This is a genomic window from Streptococcus alactolyticus (genome assembly GCF_042649785.1).
Taxonomy (GTDB): domain Bacteria; phylum Bacillota; class Bacilli; order Lactobacillales; family Streptococcaceae; genus Streptococcus; species Streptococcus alactolyticus.
In genome coordinates this window covers 112,099-132,682 of record NZ_JBHRZX010000006.1, presented here as the reverse complement: position 1 = coordinate 132,682, position 20,584 = coordinate 112,099, and the positions used below count along the sequence as shown (strand labels likewise).

Genomic DNA, 20,584 nt, shown 5'->3' with positions numbered 1-20,584 from the left:
GAACATAAAGAAAGAGAGGACGAAGTTCGTCCTCTCTAGGTGTTAGCTTTTCATCTACCCACTACAGTTGACAAAGAGCCAAAATTTTTTGACACAGCTCATAAAAAAATCCGCTTCAGCGAAACGGAAACGGATTTTTTCTGTCATATCATTACATTAGAATGAGCTTGGATCTACTTTGATACCGACACCTTGAGTTGTTGTGATAGACAAGTTAGTCATGTAAGTACCTTTAGCAGTAGCTGGTTTAGATTTCACGATAACATCGTGGAATGCTTTGAAGTTTTCAACCAATTTGTCTGCGTCGAATGATACTTTACCGATGATAGCTTGTACGTTACCAGCTTTATCAGCACGGTAAGTGATTTTACCACCTTTAGACTCTTCAACTGCTTTAGCAACGTCCATAGTTACTGTACCAGTTTTAGGGTTTGGCATAAGGTTACGAGGTCCAAGGACACGTCCAAGACGTCCAACGATAGCCATCATATCTGGTGTTGCGATAACAACGTCGAAATCAAGCCAACCATCGTTGATTTTAGCAACAAGGTCATCTTCACCAACGAAGTCTGCACCAGCAGCTTTTGCTTCTTCAGCTTTAGCACCACGTGCGAAAACAAGCACACGTTGTGTTTTACCAGTACCGTTTGGCAATACCATTGCACCACGGATTTGTTGGTCAGCTTTACGAACGTCAATATTAAGTTTATATGCAACTTCTACAGATGCATCAAATTTTGCGAAGTTAGTTTCTTTTGCAAGCGCCACAGCTTCTTCTACGCTGTATGCTTTAGTGCTGTCGATTTTTTCAAGTGCAGCACGCATTTGTTTGCTTTTTTTAGCCATTTAAAATTCTCCTTGTAATGTGGTCATATCGATTTGATTTAAAATCTCCCACGTCACTCATCAAATCATGATGAAGTCTTGCGGGTCTAGTGTGAGTGATTTTTCGGTTTAGCAACCAAATTCAGTCACAATTTGGGTGTTATTGATTAATCAACAACAGTGAATCCCATAGAACGAGCAGTACCTTCAATCATACGCATTGCAGATTCAATATTTGCAGCGTTTAAGTCTGGCATTTTAGTTTCAGCAATTTCTTGTACTTGTGCACGAGTAACTGTTGCAACTTTTGTTGTGTTAGGTGTTCCTGAACCTTTTTCAACACCTGCAGCTTTTTTCAAAAGAACAGCAGCTGGTGGTGTTTTTGTAACGAAATCAAATGATTTGTCTTCATACACTGAGATAACAACTGGGATGATCATGCCAGCTTGATCAGCTGTACGTGCGTTAAATTCTTTAGTAAATCCCATGATGTTAATACCTGCTTGACCAAGAGCTGGACCAACTGGTGGAGCTGGTGTCGCTTTACCAGCAGGAATTTGAAGTTTAACAACTTTTTCGACTTTTTTAGCCATTTTTAAATCCTCCTGTTGTGGTTTTGGCGGTAATTAAGATTTTTACCTCCCACAGATATGCTCAATCGCATACTTTATCATTATACAGGAATTCAGGGAAAAAGCAAGCTATTTAGCTCATTATTTTTCAAAAAAATCTTCCCCTTTTTTTGAGAGCAAAGGAAATTTGAAGAAAAAGGCTCTAATCATTTACATCTTCAGGGTTTCGGTATAAAATATAGGACATGATATATAAATTATTTTCGATTGCTTTTTTGGTGCTGACGCCGCTTTTTTCTTACATTTTGGTTACCTTTTTTAACCTAAAACGCTTTGGGATCTTGTTTACAGACCTGTCTTTTCCCTTGTTTGCACTTGAAATTGCTTTAGTGGCAATGCAATCTTTGACATTAGATGTTTTCTTTTACTACTTGATTTGCCTATCTTTGTTGGCTTTGATTTTGAGCATTACTTTTTTGAAACGTTACCACGCTTTTTCTTATCGCCGCTTTTTGAAATTTTTCTGGCGGTCAGGGTTTATTTTGACAGCTATTTTTTATGTCATTGAGTTGATTTTAGTATTTACAATTGGACGCTAAAAAAACGTTAGCTGTACAGCTAACGTTTTTTTAGTCTTCCGATGTTGCAGTAGTCATCAAAACTTTTCGAGGTTTGGTTCCTTCGGCGGGCCCGATGACACCAGCAGCTTCTAATTCATCCATTAAACGAGTAGCACGGTTAAAGCCTACTGACAAACGGCGTTGGAGCATTGAGGCACTGGCTTTTTGGGTTTCAAGCACTAAAGCCTTAGCGTCTTCAAATAGGGGATCACCTTCTTGAGCGCTGCTGCCATTTCCTGATTTCAAATCAGCCTCAGACACATCACCTAGGTCAAAACTATCGTCATATTCGGCGTCAGCTTGATTTTTAATAAAGCTAACAATATGCTCCACATCGTCATCTGAAATGAAAGAACCTTGCAAACGGACAGGGTGATTTTCATCAATCGGTTTAAAGAGCATGTCCCCACGTCCCAAAAGTTTTTCAGCACCGTTTTCATCCAAAATCGTACGGCTATCGGTCCCTGATGACACGGCAAAGGCAATCCGCGATGGCACATTGGCCTTAATCAAACCGCTAATAACATCAACAGATGGGCGTTGGGTTGCTAAAATCATGTGAATACCTGCCGCACGCGCTTTTTGCCCCAAACGAATGATGGCATCTTCCACTTCTTTGCTGGCAACCATCATCAAATCTGCCAACTCATCCACAATAACCACAATCAAAGGTAGTGGAATGTGTTTTTGGTCAGATTGTTTGTTAAACTCTTCAACCTTGGCATTGTAACCTGCAATATTGCGAACGCCAAAATGGCTAAAGAGTTCATAACGGTTTTCCATTTCATCCACCACTTTTTGCAAGGCTCTAGCTGCCTTACGAGGGTTGGTTACCACAGGAATCAACAAATGGGGAATATCATTGTAAACCGATAATTCAACCATTTTGGGGTCAATCATCATGAATTTGACTTGGTCAGGTCGTGCTTTCATCAACATGCTGGCAATGATGCCATTGACCGCAACAGATTTTCCTGAACCCGTTGAACCAGCTACGAGCAGGTGAGGCATACGAGCCAAGTCAAAGGTGCGTGCCGTACCGTTGACTGCTTTTCCAAGGGGAACTTCCAACAATTTATTTGGGTCAGTATTGGATTGCTCCCATAATTCACGGAAAGTGACCGTGGCAATTTCAGAATTCGGTACTTCAATACCGACTAAGGATTTACCTGGAATAGGGGCTTCGATACGTACATCTTTAGCAGCCAAGGCTAGGGCTAGATCATCTGCCAAATTGGAAATGCGGTTGACACGCACACCAACGGCTGGTTTGACTTCGTACTTGGTTACCGATGGGCCAATTTCAGCACGCTCTACCTTGACATCAATACCAAAGCTGGTAAAGGTGTCCTCTAACACCTTGATATTATGACGGACAATGCTTTTTTCCTTGGATTGATTTTTGGGCTTGTCTGGTGCAAACAAATCAATCGTTGGCAAGGTGTAATGCAGGGCTGTTTTTGCCGTAAAATCAACGTCCAAAGGTTCGTCAGCTTGTTCTTCTTGCTCAGGTAGATCAGCGGCTTGTTGATCATCATCCGTCACAACTCCTTGGTCATAAGACAAGATTTCAGGCTCTGCGTCTGAAGGTTGGGGCACTTTGTCAGGCTCTGTTGCAGGCATATCAACATTGGCTGAATCAGTCAAAATTTCGCCTGTTTCGAGATCCACTTCAAGCTGGGCCAAACGTTCTTCTTCTGCTGCTTTTTGTTCCTGCTCAGCACGTTTTTGCTCAGCTCTAGCTTTTTTCTCCTCACGTTTCACAAAGCGTTTTTGCTTGTGCAATTCATACCTCGAAGCAAGAGTCTGTCCTCTAGCTTTGACAAAATCAGCAATATCGTACAAATCCCACGGCGTCATCAAATAAATTCCCAAAAGAATAAACAAGCTACCAATCAAGAAGGTTCCAATATTGGAAAAAAGAAAGGAAACGGGCATGTAAAGTAAAGCCCCAATCATCCCCCCACCAACAAAGTAGCTGACTTTAAAATGAAGAATGTCATTAAAAAGCAAGGAAGCCGTTGTGGATAAAACAGGCTTGTCATGATAAGCTGATAGTGAAAATAAATAGGCCTGCCACTCCAATAACATACCAATCATAAACACCACAAAACCACCCACAAGACCGACTTGTTTGTGGAACCATTTAAAACCGATAAAATAAGCCAAAATAGCCAGCATAACCAGATAAGCAAGGCTACCAACGGCAAAGCGCATGAGGTTATAAACCGTAACGCCAAAAATCCCCAGCCGTGTCACTGCAAAGAAAAAGACTATAATCAGAATAATAGTCCCTATAAAGCGTTGCAAGGCTTGTTGTCTTTTTATTTCTGCTTTAGTTGGTCGGCGCGTTTTACGACCTTTTTTTCTATTTTTTGATTTTGCCATGAGTTTATTATAGCATTTTTTAAACTTTTAGGTTATTGAAAACAAAATATGGTAGAATAGCTTAGTTGAGTTTGCTTAGAGCTCAATGAATTTTGACAAATAACCCTATCAACACAGCTTTAAGATACATATTTAGGAGTTTACATGAAAAAAACAATCCCATTGCTTGTTATAATGCTTAGTTTGGTAAGCCTATCAGGTTGTAGCCAATTGACCAAAGCCATTCGAGGAGAAGATTACGTCAATGCCAAAGCATCTGCTTCAGCCGCTTCTGCTTCAAAAAGTGCCAGTGCATCGTCCTCAAAAGCCTACCCAAAAGAATTGAAAAAAGCTTTGAGTGCTGATACGTCAGCTTTTCCACAATTATCTAATGACGTCACTGACAACGAGTCAGAAGTCCTCATGCACACCTCTGAAGGTGACATCACCATCAAGTTATTTCCAAAATATGCTCCACTCGCTGTGGAAAACTTTCTCACTCACGCCAAAGAAGGCTATTACAACGGCGTGCTATTTCACCGCGTGATTTCTGATTTTATGATTCAATCAGGTGACCCTAAAGGAGATGGCACAGGCGGAGAATCTATCTGGAAAAATAAGGATAAGAGCATTGATTCTGGCAATGGTTTTAAAAATGAAATCTCACCTTACCTCTACAACATTCGCGGGGCGGTTGCCATGGCAAATGCTGGTGCAGACACCAATGGCAGTCAATTTTTCATCAATCAAAACACAGATGACCAATCGCAAAAACTCTCATCATCAAGCTACCCAGAACCCATTATTGGAGCTTATGCTAAAGGTGGTAATCCAAGCTTAGATGGCAATTACACCGTTTTTGGGCAAGTAATTGATGGCATGGACGTTGTGGATAAGATTGCTCAAACCGCGACCGATGACAACGACAAGCCAACAACCGATGTTACCATCACATCAATTGATATTCTAAAAGACAGTTCTTCACAAAAGGACTAAGGATAACCCTTAAAAAATCAAGTAAGCCTAGCGACTTGATTTTTTTGCTTATGTTGGATTGATGAACAGGAATACGTGATTTTTTGGTATAATAGAAAGGATAGAAAGCGAGATTATATGACGCCAAATAAAGAAGATTATCTTAAATGTATTAACGAACTTGGAGAAAGTCAAGCCAAGGTAACCAATAAAGGCATCGCTGAATTGATGGGCGTTTCAGCACCAGCCGTTTCTGAAATGGTCAAAAAAATGAGCAACGAAGCCCTCATTGCCAAAGACCAAAAAGTAGGCTATCACTTGACACCAAAAGGTTTGCTCTTGGTTTCTGAATTGTACCGCAAACACCGCTTGATTGAAGTCTTTCTAGCCAATGAGTTGCATTATAGCCCTGATGAAATTCACCAAGAAGCCGAAGTTTTGGAGCACACAGTTTCCACTACATTCATCGACCGTTTAGAAGAAAGTCTAGGTTTTCCAAAATTCTGCCCGCACGGTGGAACCATTCCGCAAAAGGGAGAATTATTGCAAGAAATTCACCGTCAGCCACTCAATCATATCTCAGAATTGGGTACTTATCGCATTTGCCGAGTTCATGATGAGGTGCATTTGTTAAACTATTTGCAAGAGCATCACTTGGCCATCAATGATGTTGTGGAGTTGGTTAAACAAGATAGCTACGCCAAGACCCACACACTTATCCACAACTCACAAACCTTGATTATTCCAGAACGCGTCGCCGAACAAATTTACCTCGAAAAAATCGAATCTCTTTAACAGCAAAACATCAGCGTTTTACTGTTTTTTTGTTGTTTTGTAAATTTTATCAAACCCTGCTGCAAAAGGATTTATGGAAGTTTTACAAAAGGCGGTTAGGGAGTTTACATTCATTTGCTAGAATAAGAATCAAGACCAAGGTCTAAAAATTATTAACGAGGTTCTTATGAAAAAAAGTTCAAAATATTTGGCACGCTTAGGGGTGACCTTACTGGTTTCTAGCACCTTGCTAGCTGCTTGTAGTTCAACAACATCATCAGGCAATAAGCTGAAATTGGATACAGAAGCCGCAAACAGCACAAGCTTGGCAAAAGAAACAGCTAACGGTAAAGACGTGCAAATGTACGATACTAGCCGTGCAAAAATGGAAGACTATTCTAAAGTCAATTCTAACCAAGCTAAATATGTTTTCCTTTTCATCGGTGACGGGATGGGGGTAACTCCTGTAACGGCTGCTGAAGATTATCTTGGCTACACACAAACAAACAAAGGCGAAGTTTACCCAGATCGTATGAACTTTACTGAAATGCCAGTTGTTGGTCTGAAAACACAATACGACTGTTCTTCATTCATTCCTGATTCAGCGGCTACGGCTACGGCTTTTGCAACTGGAATTAAGACCCAAAGTAAAGTCATCGGTTTGACAGGCGATTTGGAAAAATCTGCTGATTCTGTGGCTGAAAAAGCCAAACGTGCTGGCAAAGCTGTCGGAATTGTGACCAATGTAACGCTTAACCACGCAACTCCTGCTGCTTTCTACGCAAATGTTGAGTCTCGTAAATCTTACTACGATATCGGACTTCAAATGGCAGAATCAGGTTTTGACTACTTTGCTGGTGGTTCACTTGGACAGCGTACTGGTAAAGATGAGGACCAAAAGGACCTTTATGAAGTCATGGAAGAAAATGGCTACACTATCGCTGATACTAAAGAAAAAGCAGAGAAAATAAATGCTGACTCTGAAAAAGTTTACCTAGTATCTGAGCGTTTACAAGATAGCGGTTCAATGCCTTATACCATTGACCAAGAAGAAGGTGACCAAACCCTTAGCGACATGGTAGCTAAAGGAATTGAAGTCATGGAAGATGATCCTGAAGGTTTCTTCATGATGGTTGAAGGTGGAAAAGTGGACTGGGCTGAGCACGCCAATGACGGTCTAACAGCTATTCACGAAGTACTTGGTTTTGAAGAGTCAATTCAAACAGCGATTGACTTCTACAACGAGCATCCTGACGAAACCTTGATCGTTGTAACGGCAGACCATGCAACTGGTGGTTTCACAATTGGTAATGGTTCAACAGGAAATAGCACTTATTTTGATCTTTTAACTAACCAAAAAGGGTCACAAGTTGCCTTTGCCGACTTGACTACTGAAGCTTTGGAAAAAAATCCAGATTTGACCTTCGAAGAATTTGCGCCACAAATTGAAGACTACTTCGGCTTAGTCTTGGATCCAGATGCGCCATCTGAAGACGTTACAAACGCTGAAAGCGAAGCTTACGCGGAAGAACTAGCTAAAAACAGACTTAAATGCTCTAAAGAAGAGTACAACGAGTTAAAAACAGCCTTTGATGAAACTAAAAAATCAGAAGATGAGCAAAATGTAAGCTACGGTGTCTACGTTCCAATTGCTATCACGGCTACTCGTTTGCTAGACAAAAAAGCTGGCTTGGCTTGGACAACAACTGACCACTCTGGTGACAAAGTTCCTGTCTATGCTATGGGTTCAGGTGCCAAAATGTTTGACGGTGAGTACGATGATACTGACATCAGTATTCGTTTAGGAGAGGCTATGGGCTTCAACAGCGATTCAAAAGACGCTGAAGAACAAGTTGAAACAGAAACTAAAAAACCAACTGGAGTCGGACTAAAACCAGCTGACAAATAAAGCAAAAAAAGAAGAAAATACCACTCGGTACTTTCTTCTTTTTTAGGTTTAGATGCTATTTAAGCTAATTTTTCTAAGAAGGCTAACAAAATCTCAGCAGATTGTTTGCCTGCTGCAATGATAAATTCATCAAAGGTAATGTTAGCATCGTGGGCTGCGGTGTCAGACATGGCACGCACAACAACAAATGGCTTTTTCAAACTGTGAGCGGCTTGGGCAATTGCAGCCCCTTCCATTTCAACCGCTAAAACCTGTGGGAAAACAGATTTGATGGCATCAATTTTATCTTGGCCAGCGATAAAAGAATCTCCTGTCGCAATCAAACCAATATGGCTTGGCACGTCTGCTTCACTCAAGACTTGCTCAAACGTTTCCACGAATGTTTTATCAGATTCAAAATACAAAGGTTGCATAGACATTTGACCGTAGTCATAGCCAAAGGCTGTCAAATCAACATCGTGGTAAGCTAAAGTGTCAGCCACAACAACATCGCCAATTTGCAAACCTTCTGCAACAGCGCCAGCTGACCCTGTGTTAATCAAGGCATCCACTCCAAAATGGTCCGCCAAAATGGCAAACGACATAGCTGACATGACTTTTCCGACACCTGATTGCACCAAGACAACTTGATGACGGCCCAGTTTTCCTTCGTAATACGTGTTTCCTAAAACATGGTGTTCGACTTTATTTTCCAAATGGTCTACAAGAAGTCGTAATTCTTGCTCCATTGCTGCTATAATTCCAATTTTCATCACATCTTCGCACACCGCTTAAGCAGTGGCTTGTCCTCCTTTTCTCGCTTTCTTAGAGTTTAAACACAGCGTAGAATAACGCCACAAGCAAAAGAAAGATAATCAATATCGCCAAGTTTAATTTGCGTTGAAAACGGCTTCGCTTGACATTTTCAATCCGACGGCTTTTATAGACGAACTGATCCTTTTGCTTGCGGTTGGTCCATCTTTCTAAAAAGCCTCTGTCAGCATACTCTTCAGGCGGTATAATGCTGTCGTAACGATCTGTCCGAATAACTTTCGTTTCTTCATCGTCAGTCATCATGTCATCATAAAAAAGTTCACCACGGTTAGCACGCTCGATTATCTCGTCTGTTAAAAGTGGTTTTCCCATTACAAGTTTCCTCCAAATGTTAACGCGTAATATTGTAGGGCGATAATCGTTTTAGCATCCTCGATAGCTCCCGAAGCAACCAAATCCATGCATTCTGCATAAGTCAACTCCAAGATTTCAAGGACTTCATCGTCATCTTGCGGACGAGGATTCGGCACTTTTTGCAAATCAGTTCCAAGATACAATCTGATTTTTTCATTGCAAAAGCCTGTTGCAGTGTAAAAATCATAGATTTTTGTTAATTGTCCTGAGTAGCCTGTTTCTTCTTCCAATTCACGCGCCGCAGCTTCTTGCTCATGCTGAGCTTCACCAGCTTCCAATTTCCCTGCTGGAATTTCATAAGACACTTTTTCAATCGCCTTGCGGTACTGCTTAACCAAGACAATGCGATTGTCCTTGGTCACTGGCAAAACGGCCACCGCCCCACCGTGAAAAATCAATTCCCGTTTAGCTTGCCCTAATTGATTAGGCAATTCCACGTCATCCACGACAACCTTAAAAATATGCCCATCAAAAACCTCAGTGCGTTTAATTGTTTTTTCCTCAAAATCCATCTGCTCTACCTTTAAAATACCTTTCACGTTTGATTCTACTATAAATTTGCCAGAAATGCCATTATTGTCAAAATATCCTTACTATGATAACGCAAAAATGCTAAAAAAATCTAAAAGCGCAAGGCAAATAAAGAACCTGAGACCCTCATCTCAGATTCCATGCTATTACGATTTCTTTTTATTGTTTGGGTGGTGAGGTTTGTTGAGGGCATAGCCAGCTTTGTTGACTTGGCGTCCGCGTCCGATAGCTAAGGCGTCTTTTTCAATATCCATAGAAATGGTAGAACCCGCAGCTGTCAAGGCATTGTCACCAATAGTAAGAGGAGCAATGATGGTCGAATTGCTTCCTACAAAAGCGTTGTTACCGATGGTGGTCTTGAATTTGTGCTGGCCATCATAGTTGGCAATAATCGTACCTGCACCAAAATTCACGTCGTGTCCTACGGTCGCATTGCCAATATAAGTCAAATGCCCTGCTTTAGTATCCTCACCAACAAGTGATGACTTAACTTCGACGAAGTTACCAATATGAACATTCTTTTCAAGGGTTGAATCAGGACGAACATGGGCAAATGGACCAATGGTTACGCCGTCTTTTACAACAGATTGTTCAATCATTGAGTTGGTAATCACGATTTGCTCACCAATAGTTGCATTAACAAGATAAGTGCCATTAGTCAAGACTGAGCCTGTACCGATTGTTGTGTGGCCTTTTAGAGTGACATTGGCTTCGATAGTGACATCAGGGGCGATTTCCACATCAACGTCAATGTAAGTCGCAGCAGGATTTTGGAAGGTTACGCCATTCACCATGTGTTTGTGGTTGATACGGCGACGCATAATCTCTTCGGCAGTTGCTAGTGCCACGCGGTCATTGACCCCAAGACTTTCATCAAAATCATGAAGCACATAAGCCCCAACTTTTTCACCACTATTACGGAAAATAGAAATGACATCCGTCAAGTAATATTCCCCTTGGGCATTGTTGGTGTTAATGTTTTTGAGGGCTTCAAATAAACGTTTGTTATCAAAGACATAAGTTCCTGTATTGATTTCTTTGACTTGGCGTTCAAATTCAGAAGCGTCTTTTTGTTCAACGATTTTAAGCACTTCGCCATTTTCGTTGCGGATAATACGTCCGTAACCAAAAGGATTGTCAGCAGTAGCTGTTAAAATAGTCGCTACATTTTTATGGCTGATATGAAAATCAACCAACTGTTTCAAACTGTCACCTGTAATCAAAGGAGTATCCCCAGCGATAACAAGGGTTTGCCCCTCAAGACCAGCCAATTCTTCCTCTGCCATCATGACAGCGTGACCTGTTCCTAATTGCTCTGTTTGAAGAACAAATTCTGATTGACCTGCTAAAACGTCACGAACCATATCGGCTTTGTGCCCGATAACCGTCACGTTTTTTTCTGGATTTAAGGCTGATACAGCACGAAAAACGTGTTCTAGCATGGTCAGACCAGATACTTGATGAAGCACTTTTGGCAAGTCTGATTTCATGCGAGTTCCTTTACCAGCGGCTAAAATAATTGCATAATTTGACATGACTAATATTCCTTATAAATATAGAGTAGCGTGCGAATACTTTGTACTTTCTCACACAATCTATTCCATTATACCATAATTAACACAACTGAACGTGATTTTTAAGTTACTGATGCCACATAATTTGAACAGCTTGTTCCAAGACTTCCATAACCAAGCGGCTATGGTCTAGGGCAAGCTTGGTAGCTGTCATATTTTCTTGCTCAATAATAGCTTGAAAGGCCACAAATTCATCGTGCATTCGGTGATTGAGCGTGTTTTCGTTGATAATCGTCTTGCTTTCTTCATTGAGTGCCAGTGCTATTTCGGGCAAGGTATTGGTAGCACCAAGAATGGCCAAAGAACCTTTATTGCCCTGAATAGTTGAAGTCAGTTCTGCCGCACAATCCTTGGCACCAATACAAACCGCTTTGAAATCGCCATAGTCCATAAGCAAAATACCAGACGTATCCACCTCACGCTCCATATTAGCCAGATACTGTACCCGTTGCGGTTTCCCAAACAAGCCTACCACCAAATGAATATTATAAATATTTAAATCACGGAGGGCACCGCCACCTTTTTGTGGGTCAAAGGCTGGCGCAATTTCCCCGCGCTTGAAAGCATCATAACGCGATGAATATTGGGAATAATTACAGGTAACAATCTTAATCTCACCTAACTTGGCAAGATTGGCCTTGATAGAGGTGAAATTACCCAAATATTGATTGGTAATGGCTTCTAGCAAAATGCGTTGCTGCTGCTCGGCAATCTGAGTCAAGTCTTCAAATTCGTCTAAGGTCATTGTAAAAGGCTTCTCACAAATCACGTGTTTGCCCGCCAGCAAAGCCTTCTTGGCATAGGCATAATGAAGGTGATTCGGCAGGGCAACATAAACCGTATCAACGTTTGGATTTGCCAAAAGGCTATCATAGTCGCTAGTCGCCTGAGTGATGTCGTAAAGCTTCGCCAATTGGTGCGCTTTTTCTAAACTGCGTGGCGTTGACAAAATAGCTTCAATCGCAATGCCGTTGATTTCTTTTAAAACAGGCAAGACCTCGTCAACGATTTTTCCTGTTCCTAAAATGGCTAATTTCATGAATTTCCTCCTATCGTATCTTACTAAACTGTGGGATAAACCACTTCAAATTCTTCTAAAACGATTAAGCTTTCTGGTGTGAATGTCAACCCACATTCTTTAAAATAGGGTTTGAAAAATGCTTCGTGAACATCTCGCCAGTAAGCAAGCGATTTATCACCCTCACCTTCTTTGAAAGCATGCTTCTCCGAGACTTCTTTAAAAGGTACAACAGAGACTTTTTTAATCTGAATAATGCAAACTGCTCGGTCTTTGCTATCTAAAATCACATCATAAGACCCAACTTCAGGCAAGGGGACATTGTCAATGTGGTACAAATCATAGGCCGATGCTGTCGCCGTTTTGGTTTCCTCAAGGACCAACTGTGCCAACACATCAGCTTCCGTACCAAATTGCCAAGCGTCAATGTCATCTCCGATTGAAGGATTCATTTTCTTATACTTGTTCCAAAGTTCTTGTGCATTCATAGTTTTCTCCTACTTCAAACTCCAGCCACCGTCAATTTTAACAATTTCGCCCTGCATAGAGCTGGCTTTGCCTGAGGCTAAAAAGCCTGTTAATTCTGCTATTTCGTCAGGGCTACTCCAACGTCCAATTGGGGTTTCTTGAGCTACCCAATCAGCCAACCCGCCTGGTTCAAAATCACTAGCTGTCATGGCTGTCTTAACCGCACCTGGTGCAATACCAAAAACCTGAACCTTGTCTTTGGCATAATCAAGGGCAAGCTGGCGGGTGAAACCTGCAAGTGCGTGTTTGCTCGCTGTATAGGCTGCTCCGCCCCCACCTGCCATAAAAGACGCAATCGAACACATATTGATAATGATGCCCGCTTGTCGTTCCACCATCTTGGCTAAATAATGGCGAGTAATAGCAACGGTTGCAAAGAAATTGGTCTGAAAAACGTCTGCTATTTCGTCATCTGATATAGCCAGCAAGGGCTTGTAAGCATCGAGAATACCTGCCGTATTGCATAGGATATCCACATCAGGCACAACATCAAAAAGCGCAGCTAAATTCCCTGTGATATCCAACTGCAAAAAATGAAAATTCTCTTCTTGAATATCAGGGGCTTCTGATTTGTCAACCCCATAAACTGCGCAGCCATTTTTCAAAAAAAGACGAGCTTGTGCCAGTCCAATGCCAGAACTGACGCCTGTGATAAGCACCTTAGTCATGGACTTCCACCCAATCGGTCGCTAAAACGTCACAAGGGGTCGGTGACCACGTAGAAAAGCCCTCGCCCTCACCAGAAACGTTGATGAGGAAATAAGGGGTCACTGGCAAAGCCACACCGTTTTGCTCAATGCTGTCAAACAATTGCACGTAGTTTTCGGCACCGCCCCAGCCTGTACGCACGTATTTTTTCTTCGCTTTTAATCCTGGTAAAATCTCTTCAAATGTCATGTTTTTCTTCCTTACTATGTTTTAGTGTTGGTATGATAGTCTTTGTGGCTATTGTAAAATGTAAATTTAAAAATTAGTTCACCTTTTAGTTCACCTACAGGCTATTTATTGCTTTTTCATAATATGAAACTGCTTCTTTTTCTTTGTCTTTGGATAAGTGGCTATATATATCCATAGTCATGGCTAAAGTAGAATGGCCTAGCCTATACTGTAATTCTTTGTAAGGTATACCCGCATTCAAAAGCAAGCTAGCATGAGTGTGACGAAAAGCATGGAAAGTAAACCTAGGGCAATCAATCTCTTTTAGGCGTCTATCTAAAGATTCTTGACGAATAGCCGTGTTTTGGTACTTCCTTGTAGGAGTTGCAAAAACAACCTCAGGGGCTTCACTACTTATATCAGTAAACAATTGCCTTTGTCTATTTTTGTATAAGCGTAACAGATTAACAGTCTTTTGGTCAATGCTTATGACACGATAACCCGCTTTACTCTTTGGAGTGCCTACAATATCAACTGAACGGTTATAATTCTTATTAATATCAATTGTGGCATTTTCAAAATCAATATCCGACCATGTAAGGGCAACTGCTTCACCAAAGCGACAACCAGTTGCTAACAGTACGCTATAAAGCACATAATCAAAATAGTAACTATATTTTTTATTAGATAATTTTTCCATATAAGACATAAGAGCTTTTAAATCATTATAGTCTATAAACTTAATTACCTTATTGTCTGGTTTAACCACTTTAGGCAGTATGACATCACGAGCGGGTTTGAAAGGAATTAATTGCAATGACACACCATATTGTAAAACGCGTTTATTAATTGAATGAACAGCACCAAAGTGAACAAACTCTTTTGATAAGTCATTGATAAACCCCTGAATATAACTTACTGACAATTTATCAAGTTTAATATCCCCGAATACTGGTATTAAGTGATTGTATATCATTCTTTTAGTTGAAATAAACGTTTGAGGCTTTACAGTCATTTCATAACTTTTTAACCACAATTCAGCAAGTTCTTTATAATTTTTCACTGGTACAGCTTTTGTGACTGTTTGTCCATTGGCTTTAAAATCATGTTGAGCTTCTTTAATTCTTAGTTTAACTTCTTTTCTTGTCCTACCCGTCACACTGGTTTTTACTTTCTTCCCAGTCACTTGGTCAACACCTAAATAAATGTTAGCACGGTACACGATTGTACCGTTTTTCTTTTTGTATTCTATTATTTTCATATTCTTACCTCTTCTAACCACCCACAAGCAAGTAAAGGAATTAGATAGGCAAAGACAGCAATTGGCGTTACTGAAATGTAGGAAAATATTTTTTTAAAAAAGTATTTTATTTTTGTTAAAAATCCGTTAAAGGTAAATTATTTTTGTGCCGATATTCCATTTCTTCAAGCCACATTTTTCTATCAAACTTTTCATATTCCTGCATTGAATAAATATTGTTTGATATTTTGAAAAGTTCCTTTTCTTTTGATTCATCTATTAAATCAATTGCATTAATGAAAAGCATCTTCTTATATTCAGAGTCAAGTTTGTTGTAATACTCTAAGGTACTGAGTTTAATTTCATTCAAACTATCTTCATCATGTTTAAAATCAATCAAATTAGAAAAATCTGTAATAAATAGATTACTGTTTTTCTTTCTCTGTTCCTCTTCAAATTCTTTTTTGTTTCTTTGTTCGTCCTCAAAATCCTTTATCTGTTTTTCTACTTCTTCATCTGTTGGGGTATATGAATCTGGTTCTATCGATTGAAATTCTTTTTTATTAAGAATTGTTGACTTACCAAGTAAAAAGTCCACATCAACACCAAAATAATGAGCAATTTGACTCGCTAGCTTCTCTCTGGGAACAAAATTATCTCTAGTCTCAAAATCTTTCCATAATTCAGTCGGAATATTTAATTCTTTAGATGCCCTTTCTATGGTTAAATAATTAATCTCACGTAGTTCCTTTAACCTTCTTCCAAAGTCTGAACTCTCATAGCCAAGCAAATAGGGAACTGTCACACCAAAATATTTGGCTAATTTTTCAGCTTTATCAGGCTTTATCTCATGTTTGCCATTTTCCCAATTTGAAATATTCATTTTAGAAATAGGTTTAAAACTAGTATCGTTTTCATAAAATTCCACAAGATTTTTACATAGCTCATCTTGCGTTAGTTTTCTTTCCTGTCTTAATTCTTTAAGTCTATTCATATTAATATCACCTCAATTATATTAAAACACATTACTTCTTAAAAATAAAGTTTTTTTTTACTAATCACTTGACTTGTAAATAAATTCTTTATTAGAAAGGGGTATGAAATGATAATTTCAGAAGAACAATCTCGAGCGCTTAGAAGAAAACAGGCTGATAAAATGCTAACCTCACAAAGTGCTAGTAAAGAAATAGGAATTCACCCTATTACTTACAAGAAATTAATAACATGTGGAAATGTTAAAGATACCATTTATGTTAAAGCTATGCAATGGCTAGCTAAAGATTACTAGAAAGGAAACACATGGAACTAGTTTACATTGACAGAAAGAAAGGTAACTATATGAAAATTGAACATTGGAATGAATATTTTTTAAAGTACATAAGTAAGCAATGGCTAAGCTAAATAACTAAAAATCACATAATAGATTTAATAAATTCAAAGTTTATTTTACATATAAAAAATTCAAATATTATTGACTTATTTAGTTTTTACGGTTATATTATTAATAAATGTTATTTTGTTGAAAGATTTTCAACATAATAATGAGTTTATAGGAGAATCTAGATGTATATTATTTTAGTAGCAGGAATTGTAGCTTTTTATTTTTTTAATAAAGAGAAAATGGCTTTTGGTGAGTGGGTTAGACAATTACATATTTTATTGAGATTAGGAATATTTACAGGAATTATAGGTTTCATCCTAAACGTTATTTCATCTTTGTTTTTTGCAAATCAATCGATACCTTTAAATTACAATATAATGACTTATGTTGGAGTAATATTAATATTTATATCTGTGTCCTGTTTTGTACTGTATATTGTGATATTTTTAAAAGATTTATTATTTGGTAAAAAACAATAGGTATATTTAACATTACTTAAGAAAAGCACCTTTGTAGGGGTGCTTTTTTCTTGCTTGCGGGACTCATTTTAATACTCTTTTTAGTGGACTTTTGGCGAAAAAGTATTCAAGTCTATTAAATGTTAAATTTTATAAATAGCTTTAATATCATGGATATTCAAACCTATCAAAGACTATAAATTATACATAAAAATAATCTCTTCAAAAGTCATTTTTCTCTCCTTGTTGTTACTATCTCTAGTATATCAAAAAACGAGCCCGTAAGCTCGTTTTGACGAATGTTTAGGCTCTTCCTAACAACTTTTTCACTGCTGTAATGGCTTTATGCAATCTAGGGCGTGGGTAATAACGGAAAGTCCCCATTTTACGGACAATGTAACCATTGAAATTTTGTTTGAAACGAAGGACACCATCGCTACCGTCGAAAACACCTTGAATACCAAGGAAGTTATAAAAGGTAATGCCACGTTTAATAGCTTCTGTCATGACGTGCTCTTGCAGTATTACTGGTGCGTAGAATTTGTTAAATTCGGTGTAAGAACCGCTGAAAAGGTAAACCGCTTCTTGTGGTGTGTAGATAAAGAGACTACCTGCCAAGACCACATCTTCTGAACCGTGCTGAGCAATCAAGTCCTTAGCTTCCTTGATACGAACGTCAAAAGTGGCAATTTGCTTATCCAACTGCGCTTTTTGTTTGTTAACCTTAGCTGAGTTGACCCCGTCAGCAATTTTTTGATTTAAAACCGCTAACTGAGCCGCAATATCATCATAACCTTCTTGAAGGTTGTTTAGATAATCTTTAAAATTCAAAGTCGCAATCATAAATTCACAGTTATCCCCAAAACTATCATAAAAGTCCTCATAATAATCTAAAGGCTTGTCTTGATAATCGCGTCTTGCTGATGTGGAAGCTGTGATTTCTTTAAAAATAGACAATTCATCACGTTTGAGGCGACGCACCTTGATACCGAAAGAATTGGTCTTATTAACCAAAGGGCGTCCTTTTTTACTGAAGGAGTTGCGTAGCGTTTCAGGTGTCAAGCCTGTCAAATCCTTGACATAATGCCAATCTGGTTCACCATCAGGGTAGCCCGTCTGCAAACCATCATAGTGATAGCCAAGGTCTGTCAAATCTGTAATCAATTCTGGTCTTTCATCGTCGTTGGGATTGCCATGGGTATCAAAACTTTGATAAATGTCATAAGGTTTGACAATCAGCTCCAAGGCGCCATTTTCCTTGGCGTAGGCTTGTAATTCCCGATAAAAGCCTGAAAGATAGGCTGGGTCCTTAGAAGCTGGACCTGAATTGATTTCCATGTGAAGCCCACCTGTCATCGCCTTGCTATACAAAATGCCAGCCACCTGGATAGCTCCGTCTGCCTCCAAACCTAGAAAAGTCACCTCAAACCCACGTTTTTCAAGTAAATCTGCCATTTCGACAGACTGCATAAACGAGCGTTCTTTAAAAGAGGCACTCACTTGTTCGTAATCCGCTCTGGATAAAATCGTTAAACTCATCTGTTTTTCTCAATTCTATTCGTTTTTTCAGTTAAAAGTCCCTTAAAATCTAGCAAAGGAAACTTAAATGAAAATAAACTGTCATTTCCTGAAAGGAGTTTCATTCCTCAACAAACAAATACTCAGCCTCTGATTTGAGGCTGAATATTCTGCTCTCTTAGCCAATTTGGCTGCCGTTTGGAACACTTGGATTCACTGTTAAAACAGTTAAATGGCCATCGTGTTCAGCTGATAAAATCATTCCTTGACTGAGCAAGCCCATCATTTTCCGTGGTTTCAAATTAGCTACGATTTGTAATTTTTTTCCCACTAATTCTTGTTCGTTTGGATAGTATTTCGCGATACCTGAAAGGATTTGACGGTCTTCACCATCACCGGCATCCAAGCGGAATTTCAAGAGTTTTTCAGAGCCTTCAACTTTAGACACTTCTTTGACTTCAGCAACACGGATTTCAACCTTGTCAAAATCATCAAATTTAATGGCTTTTTTCTCATTGTTAAGTTCAACGTCTGCTGGGTCCCATTCTTTTTCTTCGGCAACAACTGCACCAGCTCCCATGTTGGCTTTGATGTAGTCAATTTCTTCTTCCATATCAAGACGTGGGAAGATTGGTGTTCCTTTAGCAACTACTGTGATACCTTCTGGGAAACCAGCCAAGGTCAATTTTTCAAGGTCAAAATCATTGCCAAGACCAAGTTGTTCCATGATAGCATCTGAGGTGCTCATCATAAATGGTTGGATCAAGTGAGCCACCACGCGCAGACTAGCCGCCAAATGTGCCATTACAGCTGCCAATTCATCGCGTTTAGCCTCGTCTTTAGCAAGAACCCAAGGCGCTGTTTCGTCAATGTATTTATTAGTACGTGAGATGATGTTCCAAACAGCTTCCAAAGCACGTGGGTAATCAACTGCGTTCATTTGTTTGTGGTATTCTGCGATATTTTCTGCCACGACAGCCGCCAAATCCGCATCAAAGGCTGTCACATTTTCCACATAAGTTGGAACCTTACCGTCAAAATATTTGTTAATCATGGCAACGGTACGGTTGAGCAAGTTTCCAAGGTCATTTGCCAACTCATAATTGATACGTCCAACGTAATCTTCAGGCGTGAAGGTTCCATCTGAACCGACTGGAAGAGAACGCATGAGGTAATAACGAAGTGGGTCTAAACCGTAACGTTCTACCAGCATTTCAGGGTAAACCACGTTACCTTTTGATTTAGACATTTTACCGTCTTTCATGACAAACCAACCGTGAGCAATCAAGCGTTCTGGCAATTTCATGTCCAACATCATCAACATAATTGGCCAGTAAATAGAGTGGAAACGCAAGATATCTTTACCAACCATGTGGAAAACAGTACCTTGGTTCCAGAATTTGTCAAAGTTGGCATGGTCTTCTTGGTCGTAACCAAGAGCAGTCACATAGTTCAATAGAGCATCAATCCACACATATACCACGTGTTTTGGATTAGATGGCACTTTGACACCCCATGTAAATGACGTACGGCTCACAGCCAAATCTTCAAGACCAGGTTCAATGAAGTTTTTGATGATTTCGTTCATACGACCTTCAGGCTGAATAAAATCAGGGTGAGCATGGAAAAAGTCAACCAAGCGGTCAGCGTATTTGCCTAAGCGAAGGAAGTATGACTCCTCAGAAACCCACTCAACTTCATGACCAGAAGGGGCAATACCACCAATGACTTCCCCTTTTTCGTTACGGAAAACTTCTTCTAATTGGCTTTCTGTGAAAAATTCTTCATCTGAAACTGAATACCAACCTGAATATTCGCCCAAATAAATGTCATCTTGTGCCAACAATTTTTCAAACACATCAGCCACCACTTTTTCATGGTAGTCATCTGTTGTGCGGATAAATTTGTCATAAGAAATATCAAGCATTTCCCACAATTTTTTAACGTCAGCAGCCATGCCGTCAACGTAAGCTTGTGGCGTGATACCTGCTTCTTCTGCTTTTTGTTGAATTTTTTGACCGTGTTCGTCAAGTCCTGTTAAATAAAAGACTTCGTGGTTCATCATGCGTTTGTAACGGGCTAAAACGTCACAAGCAATTGTCGTGTAAGCTGAACCAATGTGAAGCTTACCTGATGGGTAGTAAATCGGTGTCGTAATGTAAAAAGGTTGTTTACTCGTCATTTTCTTTCCTTTCAAATCGAAGCTAATGAAACTCCTTTATTGATAACACCTCATTATACCACATTTCTG

Annotated in this window: 21 protein-coding genes; 6 read left to right on the top strand and 15 right to left on the bottom strand. The window is 39.5% G+C overall.

The window, feature by feature from the left end; all coding sequences use genetic code 11:
• Nucleotides 1-156 precede the first annotated feature (156 nt).
• Together rplA and rplK are read right to left on the bottom strand one after the other, a co-directional pair.
• Nucleotides 157-846, bottom strand: a complete 690-nt coding sequence (gene rplA / locus ACFORE_RS01875) for a 50S ribosomal protein L1 (protein ID WP_154455528.1) — start codon at nt 844-846, stop codon at nt 157-159.
• A 146-nt stretch (nt 847-992) separates the two neighbouring features.
• On the bottom strand, nt 993-1,418 hold the full coding sequence (gene rplK, locus ACFORE_RS01870; protein WP_003065913.1) for a 50S ribosomal protein L11: 426 nt from the start codon (nt 1,416-1,418) through the stop codon (nt 993-995).
• 224 nt (nt 1,419-1,642) lie between these two features.
• Here rplK and ACFORE_RS01865 point away from each other — a divergent pair, with 224 nt between their 5' ends.
• Nucleotides 1,643-1,996 carry a DUF3397 family protein gene (locus ACFORE_RS01865; RefSeq protein ID WP_154455396.1) on the top strand — a complete coding sequence of 118 codons (354 nt, stop codon included), beginning with the start codon at nt 1,643-1,645 and terminating at the stop codon, nt 1,994-1,996.
• 30 nt (nt 1,997-2,026) lie between these two features.
• Here ACFORE_RS01865 and ACFORE_RS01860 read toward each other — a convergent pair whose 3' ends face one another.
• A complete protein-coding gene (locus ACFORE_RS01860; RefSeq protein ID WP_154455397.1) occupies nt 2,027-4,405 on the bottom strand; it encodes an FtsK/SpoIIIE family DNA translocase in 2,379 nt (792 codons plus the stop codon).
• A 144-nt stretch (nt 4,406-4,549) separates the two neighbouring features.
• Between ACFORE_RS01860 and ACFORE_RS01855 the strand changes: the two genes are divergently transcribed.
• The 3 genes from ACFORE_RS01855 (at nt 4,550) to ACFORE_RS01845 (ending at nt 8,042) form a co-directional block, all read left to right on the top strand.
• On the top strand, nt 4,550-5,380 hold the full coding sequence (locus ACFORE_RS01855) for a peptidylprolyl isomerase (RefSeq protein WP_154455398.1): 831 nt from the start codon (nt 4,550-4,552) through the stop codon (nt 5,378-5,380).
• A 117-nt stretch (nt 5,381-5,497) separates the two neighbouring features.
• A complete protein-coding gene (locus ACFORE_RS01850) occupies nt 5,498-6,154 on the top strand; it encodes a metal-dependent transcriptional regulator (RefSeq protein WP_154455399.1) in 657 nt (218 codons plus the stop codon).
• A gap of 166 nt (nt 6,155-6,320) precedes the next feature.
• Nucleotides 6,321-8,042, top strand: a complete 1,722-nt coding sequence (locus ACFORE_RS01845) for an alkaline phosphatase (RefSeq protein ID WP_235280659.1) — start codon at nt 6,321-6,323, stop codon at nt 8,040-8,042.
• 59 nt (nt 8,043-8,101) lie between these two features.
• On the opposite strand, the gene ACFORE_RS01840 is transcribed toward ACFORE_RS01845, so the two are convergent.
• The 10 genes from ACFORE_RS01840 to ACFORE_RS01795 form a co-directional block, all read right to left on the bottom strand.
• Nucleotides 8,102-8,794 carry a 5'-methylthioadenosine/adenosylhomocysteine nucleosidase gene (locus ACFORE_RS01840; protein ID WP_154455400.1) on the bottom strand — a complete coding sequence of 231 codons (693 nt, stop codon included), beginning with the start codon at nt 8,792-8,794 and terminating at the stop codon, nt 8,102-8,104.
• A 52-nt stretch (nt 8,795-8,846) separates the two neighbouring features.
• The gene (gene macP / locus ACFORE_RS01835) at nt 8,847-9,167 is read right to left on the bottom strand and encodes a cell wall synthase accessory phosphoprotein MacP (RefSeq protein WP_154455401.1); all 321 of its coding nucleotides are present in this window, start codon (nt 9,165-9,167) and stop codon (nt 8,847-8,849) included.
• Entirely contained in the window at nt 9,167-9,721 is a 555-nt protein-coding gene (locus tag ACFORE_RS01830; protein ID WP_154455410.1) for an NUDIX domain-containing protein, read from the bottom strand. The genes macP and ACFORE_RS01830 overlap by 1 nt, the downstream gene beginning before the upstream one ends.
• Before the next feature lie 165 nt (nt 9,722-9,886).
• Nucleotides 9,887-11,275, bottom strand: coding sequence for a bifunctional UDP-N-acetylglucosamine diphosphorylase/glucosamine-1-phosphate N-acetyltransferase GlmU (gene glmU, locus ACFORE_RS01825; RefSeq protein WP_269725559.1), 1,389 nt, complete (start codon nt 11,273-11,275; stop codon nt 9,887-9,889).
• 106 nt (nt 11,276-11,381) lie between these two features.
• Nucleotides 11,382-12,353: a Gfo/Idh/MocA family protein gene (locus tag ACFORE_RS01820; RefSeq protein WP_154455403.1), complete on the bottom strand. Its 972-nt coding sequence runs from the start codon at nt 12,351-12,353 to the stop codon at nt 11,382-11,384.
• A 23-nt stretch (nt 12,354-12,376) separates the two neighbouring features.
• Entirely contained in the window at nt 12,377-12,820 is a 444-nt protein-coding gene (locus ACFORE_RS01815) for an ASCH domain-containing protein (protein ID WP_264879680.1), read from the bottom strand.
• Nucleotides 12,821-12,829: 9 nt separating this feature from the next.
• A complete protein-coding gene (locus tag ACFORE_RS01810; RefSeq protein WP_154455405.1) occupies nt 12,830-13,528 on the bottom strand; it encodes a 3-oxoacyl-ACP reductase in 699 nt (232 codons plus the stop codon).
• A complete protein-coding gene (locus tag ACFORE_RS01805; RefSeq protein WP_154455406.1) occupies nt 13,521-13,757 on the bottom strand; it encodes a DUF2829 domain-containing protein in 237 nt (78 codons plus the stop codon). The genes ACFORE_RS01810 and ACFORE_RS01805 overlap by 8 nt, the downstream gene beginning before the upstream one ends.
• Nucleotides 13,758-13,851: 94 nt before the next feature.
• Nucleotides 13,852-14,997: a tyrosine-type recombinase/integrase gene (locus ACFORE_RS01800; protein WP_380434924.1), complete on the bottom strand. Its 1,146-nt coding sequence runs from the start codon at nt 14,995-14,997 to the stop codon at nt 13,852-13,854.
• Nucleotides 14,998-15,112: 115 nt separating this feature from the next.
• Nucleotides 15,113-15,970 (bottom strand): helix-turn-helix transcriptional regulator, encoded by an 858-nt coding sequence (locus ACFORE_RS01795; RefSeq protein ID WP_380434923.1) that lies wholly within the window; start codon nt 15,968-15,970, stop codon nt 15,113-15,115.
• 108 nt (nt 15,971-16,078) lie between these two features.
• Here ACFORE_RS01795 and ACFORE_RS01790 point away from each other — a divergent pair, with 108 nt between their 5' ends.
• Together ACFORE_RS01790 and ACFORE_RS01785 are read left to right on the top strand one after the other, a co-directional pair.
• Nucleotides 16,079-16,264 (top strand): hypothetical protein, encoded by a 186-nt coding sequence (locus tag ACFORE_RS01790; protein WP_380434922.1) that lies wholly within the window; start codon nt 16,079-16,081, stop codon nt 16,262-16,264.
• 275 nt (nt 16,265-16,539) lie between these two features.
• Nucleotides 16,540-16,836 carry a hypothetical protein gene (locus tag ACFORE_RS01785; RefSeq protein ID WP_380434921.1) on the top strand — a complete coding sequence of 99 codons (297 nt, stop codon included), beginning with the start codon at nt 16,540-16,542 and terminating at the stop codon, nt 16,834-16,836.
• 282 nt (nt 16,837-17,118) lie between these two features.
• On the opposite strand, the gene ACFORE_RS01780 is transcribed toward ACFORE_RS01785, so the two are convergent.
• Together ACFORE_RS01780 and metG are read right to left on the bottom strand one after the other, a co-directional pair.
• Nucleotides 17,119-18,354 carry an aminoacyltransferase gene (locus ACFORE_RS01780; protein ID WP_380434920.1) on the bottom strand — a complete coding sequence of 412 codons (1,236 nt, stop codon included), beginning with the start codon at nt 18,352-18,354 and terminating at the stop codon, nt 17,119-17,121.
• 157 nt (nt 18,355-18,511) lie between these two features.
• On the bottom strand, nt 18,512-20,515 hold the full coding sequence (metG, locus tag ACFORE_RS01775; protein WP_380434919.1) for a methionine--tRNA ligase: 2,004 nt from the start codon (nt 20,513-20,515) through the stop codon (nt 18,512-18,514).
• Between the last annotated feature and the right edge of the window lie 69 nt (nt 20,516-20,584).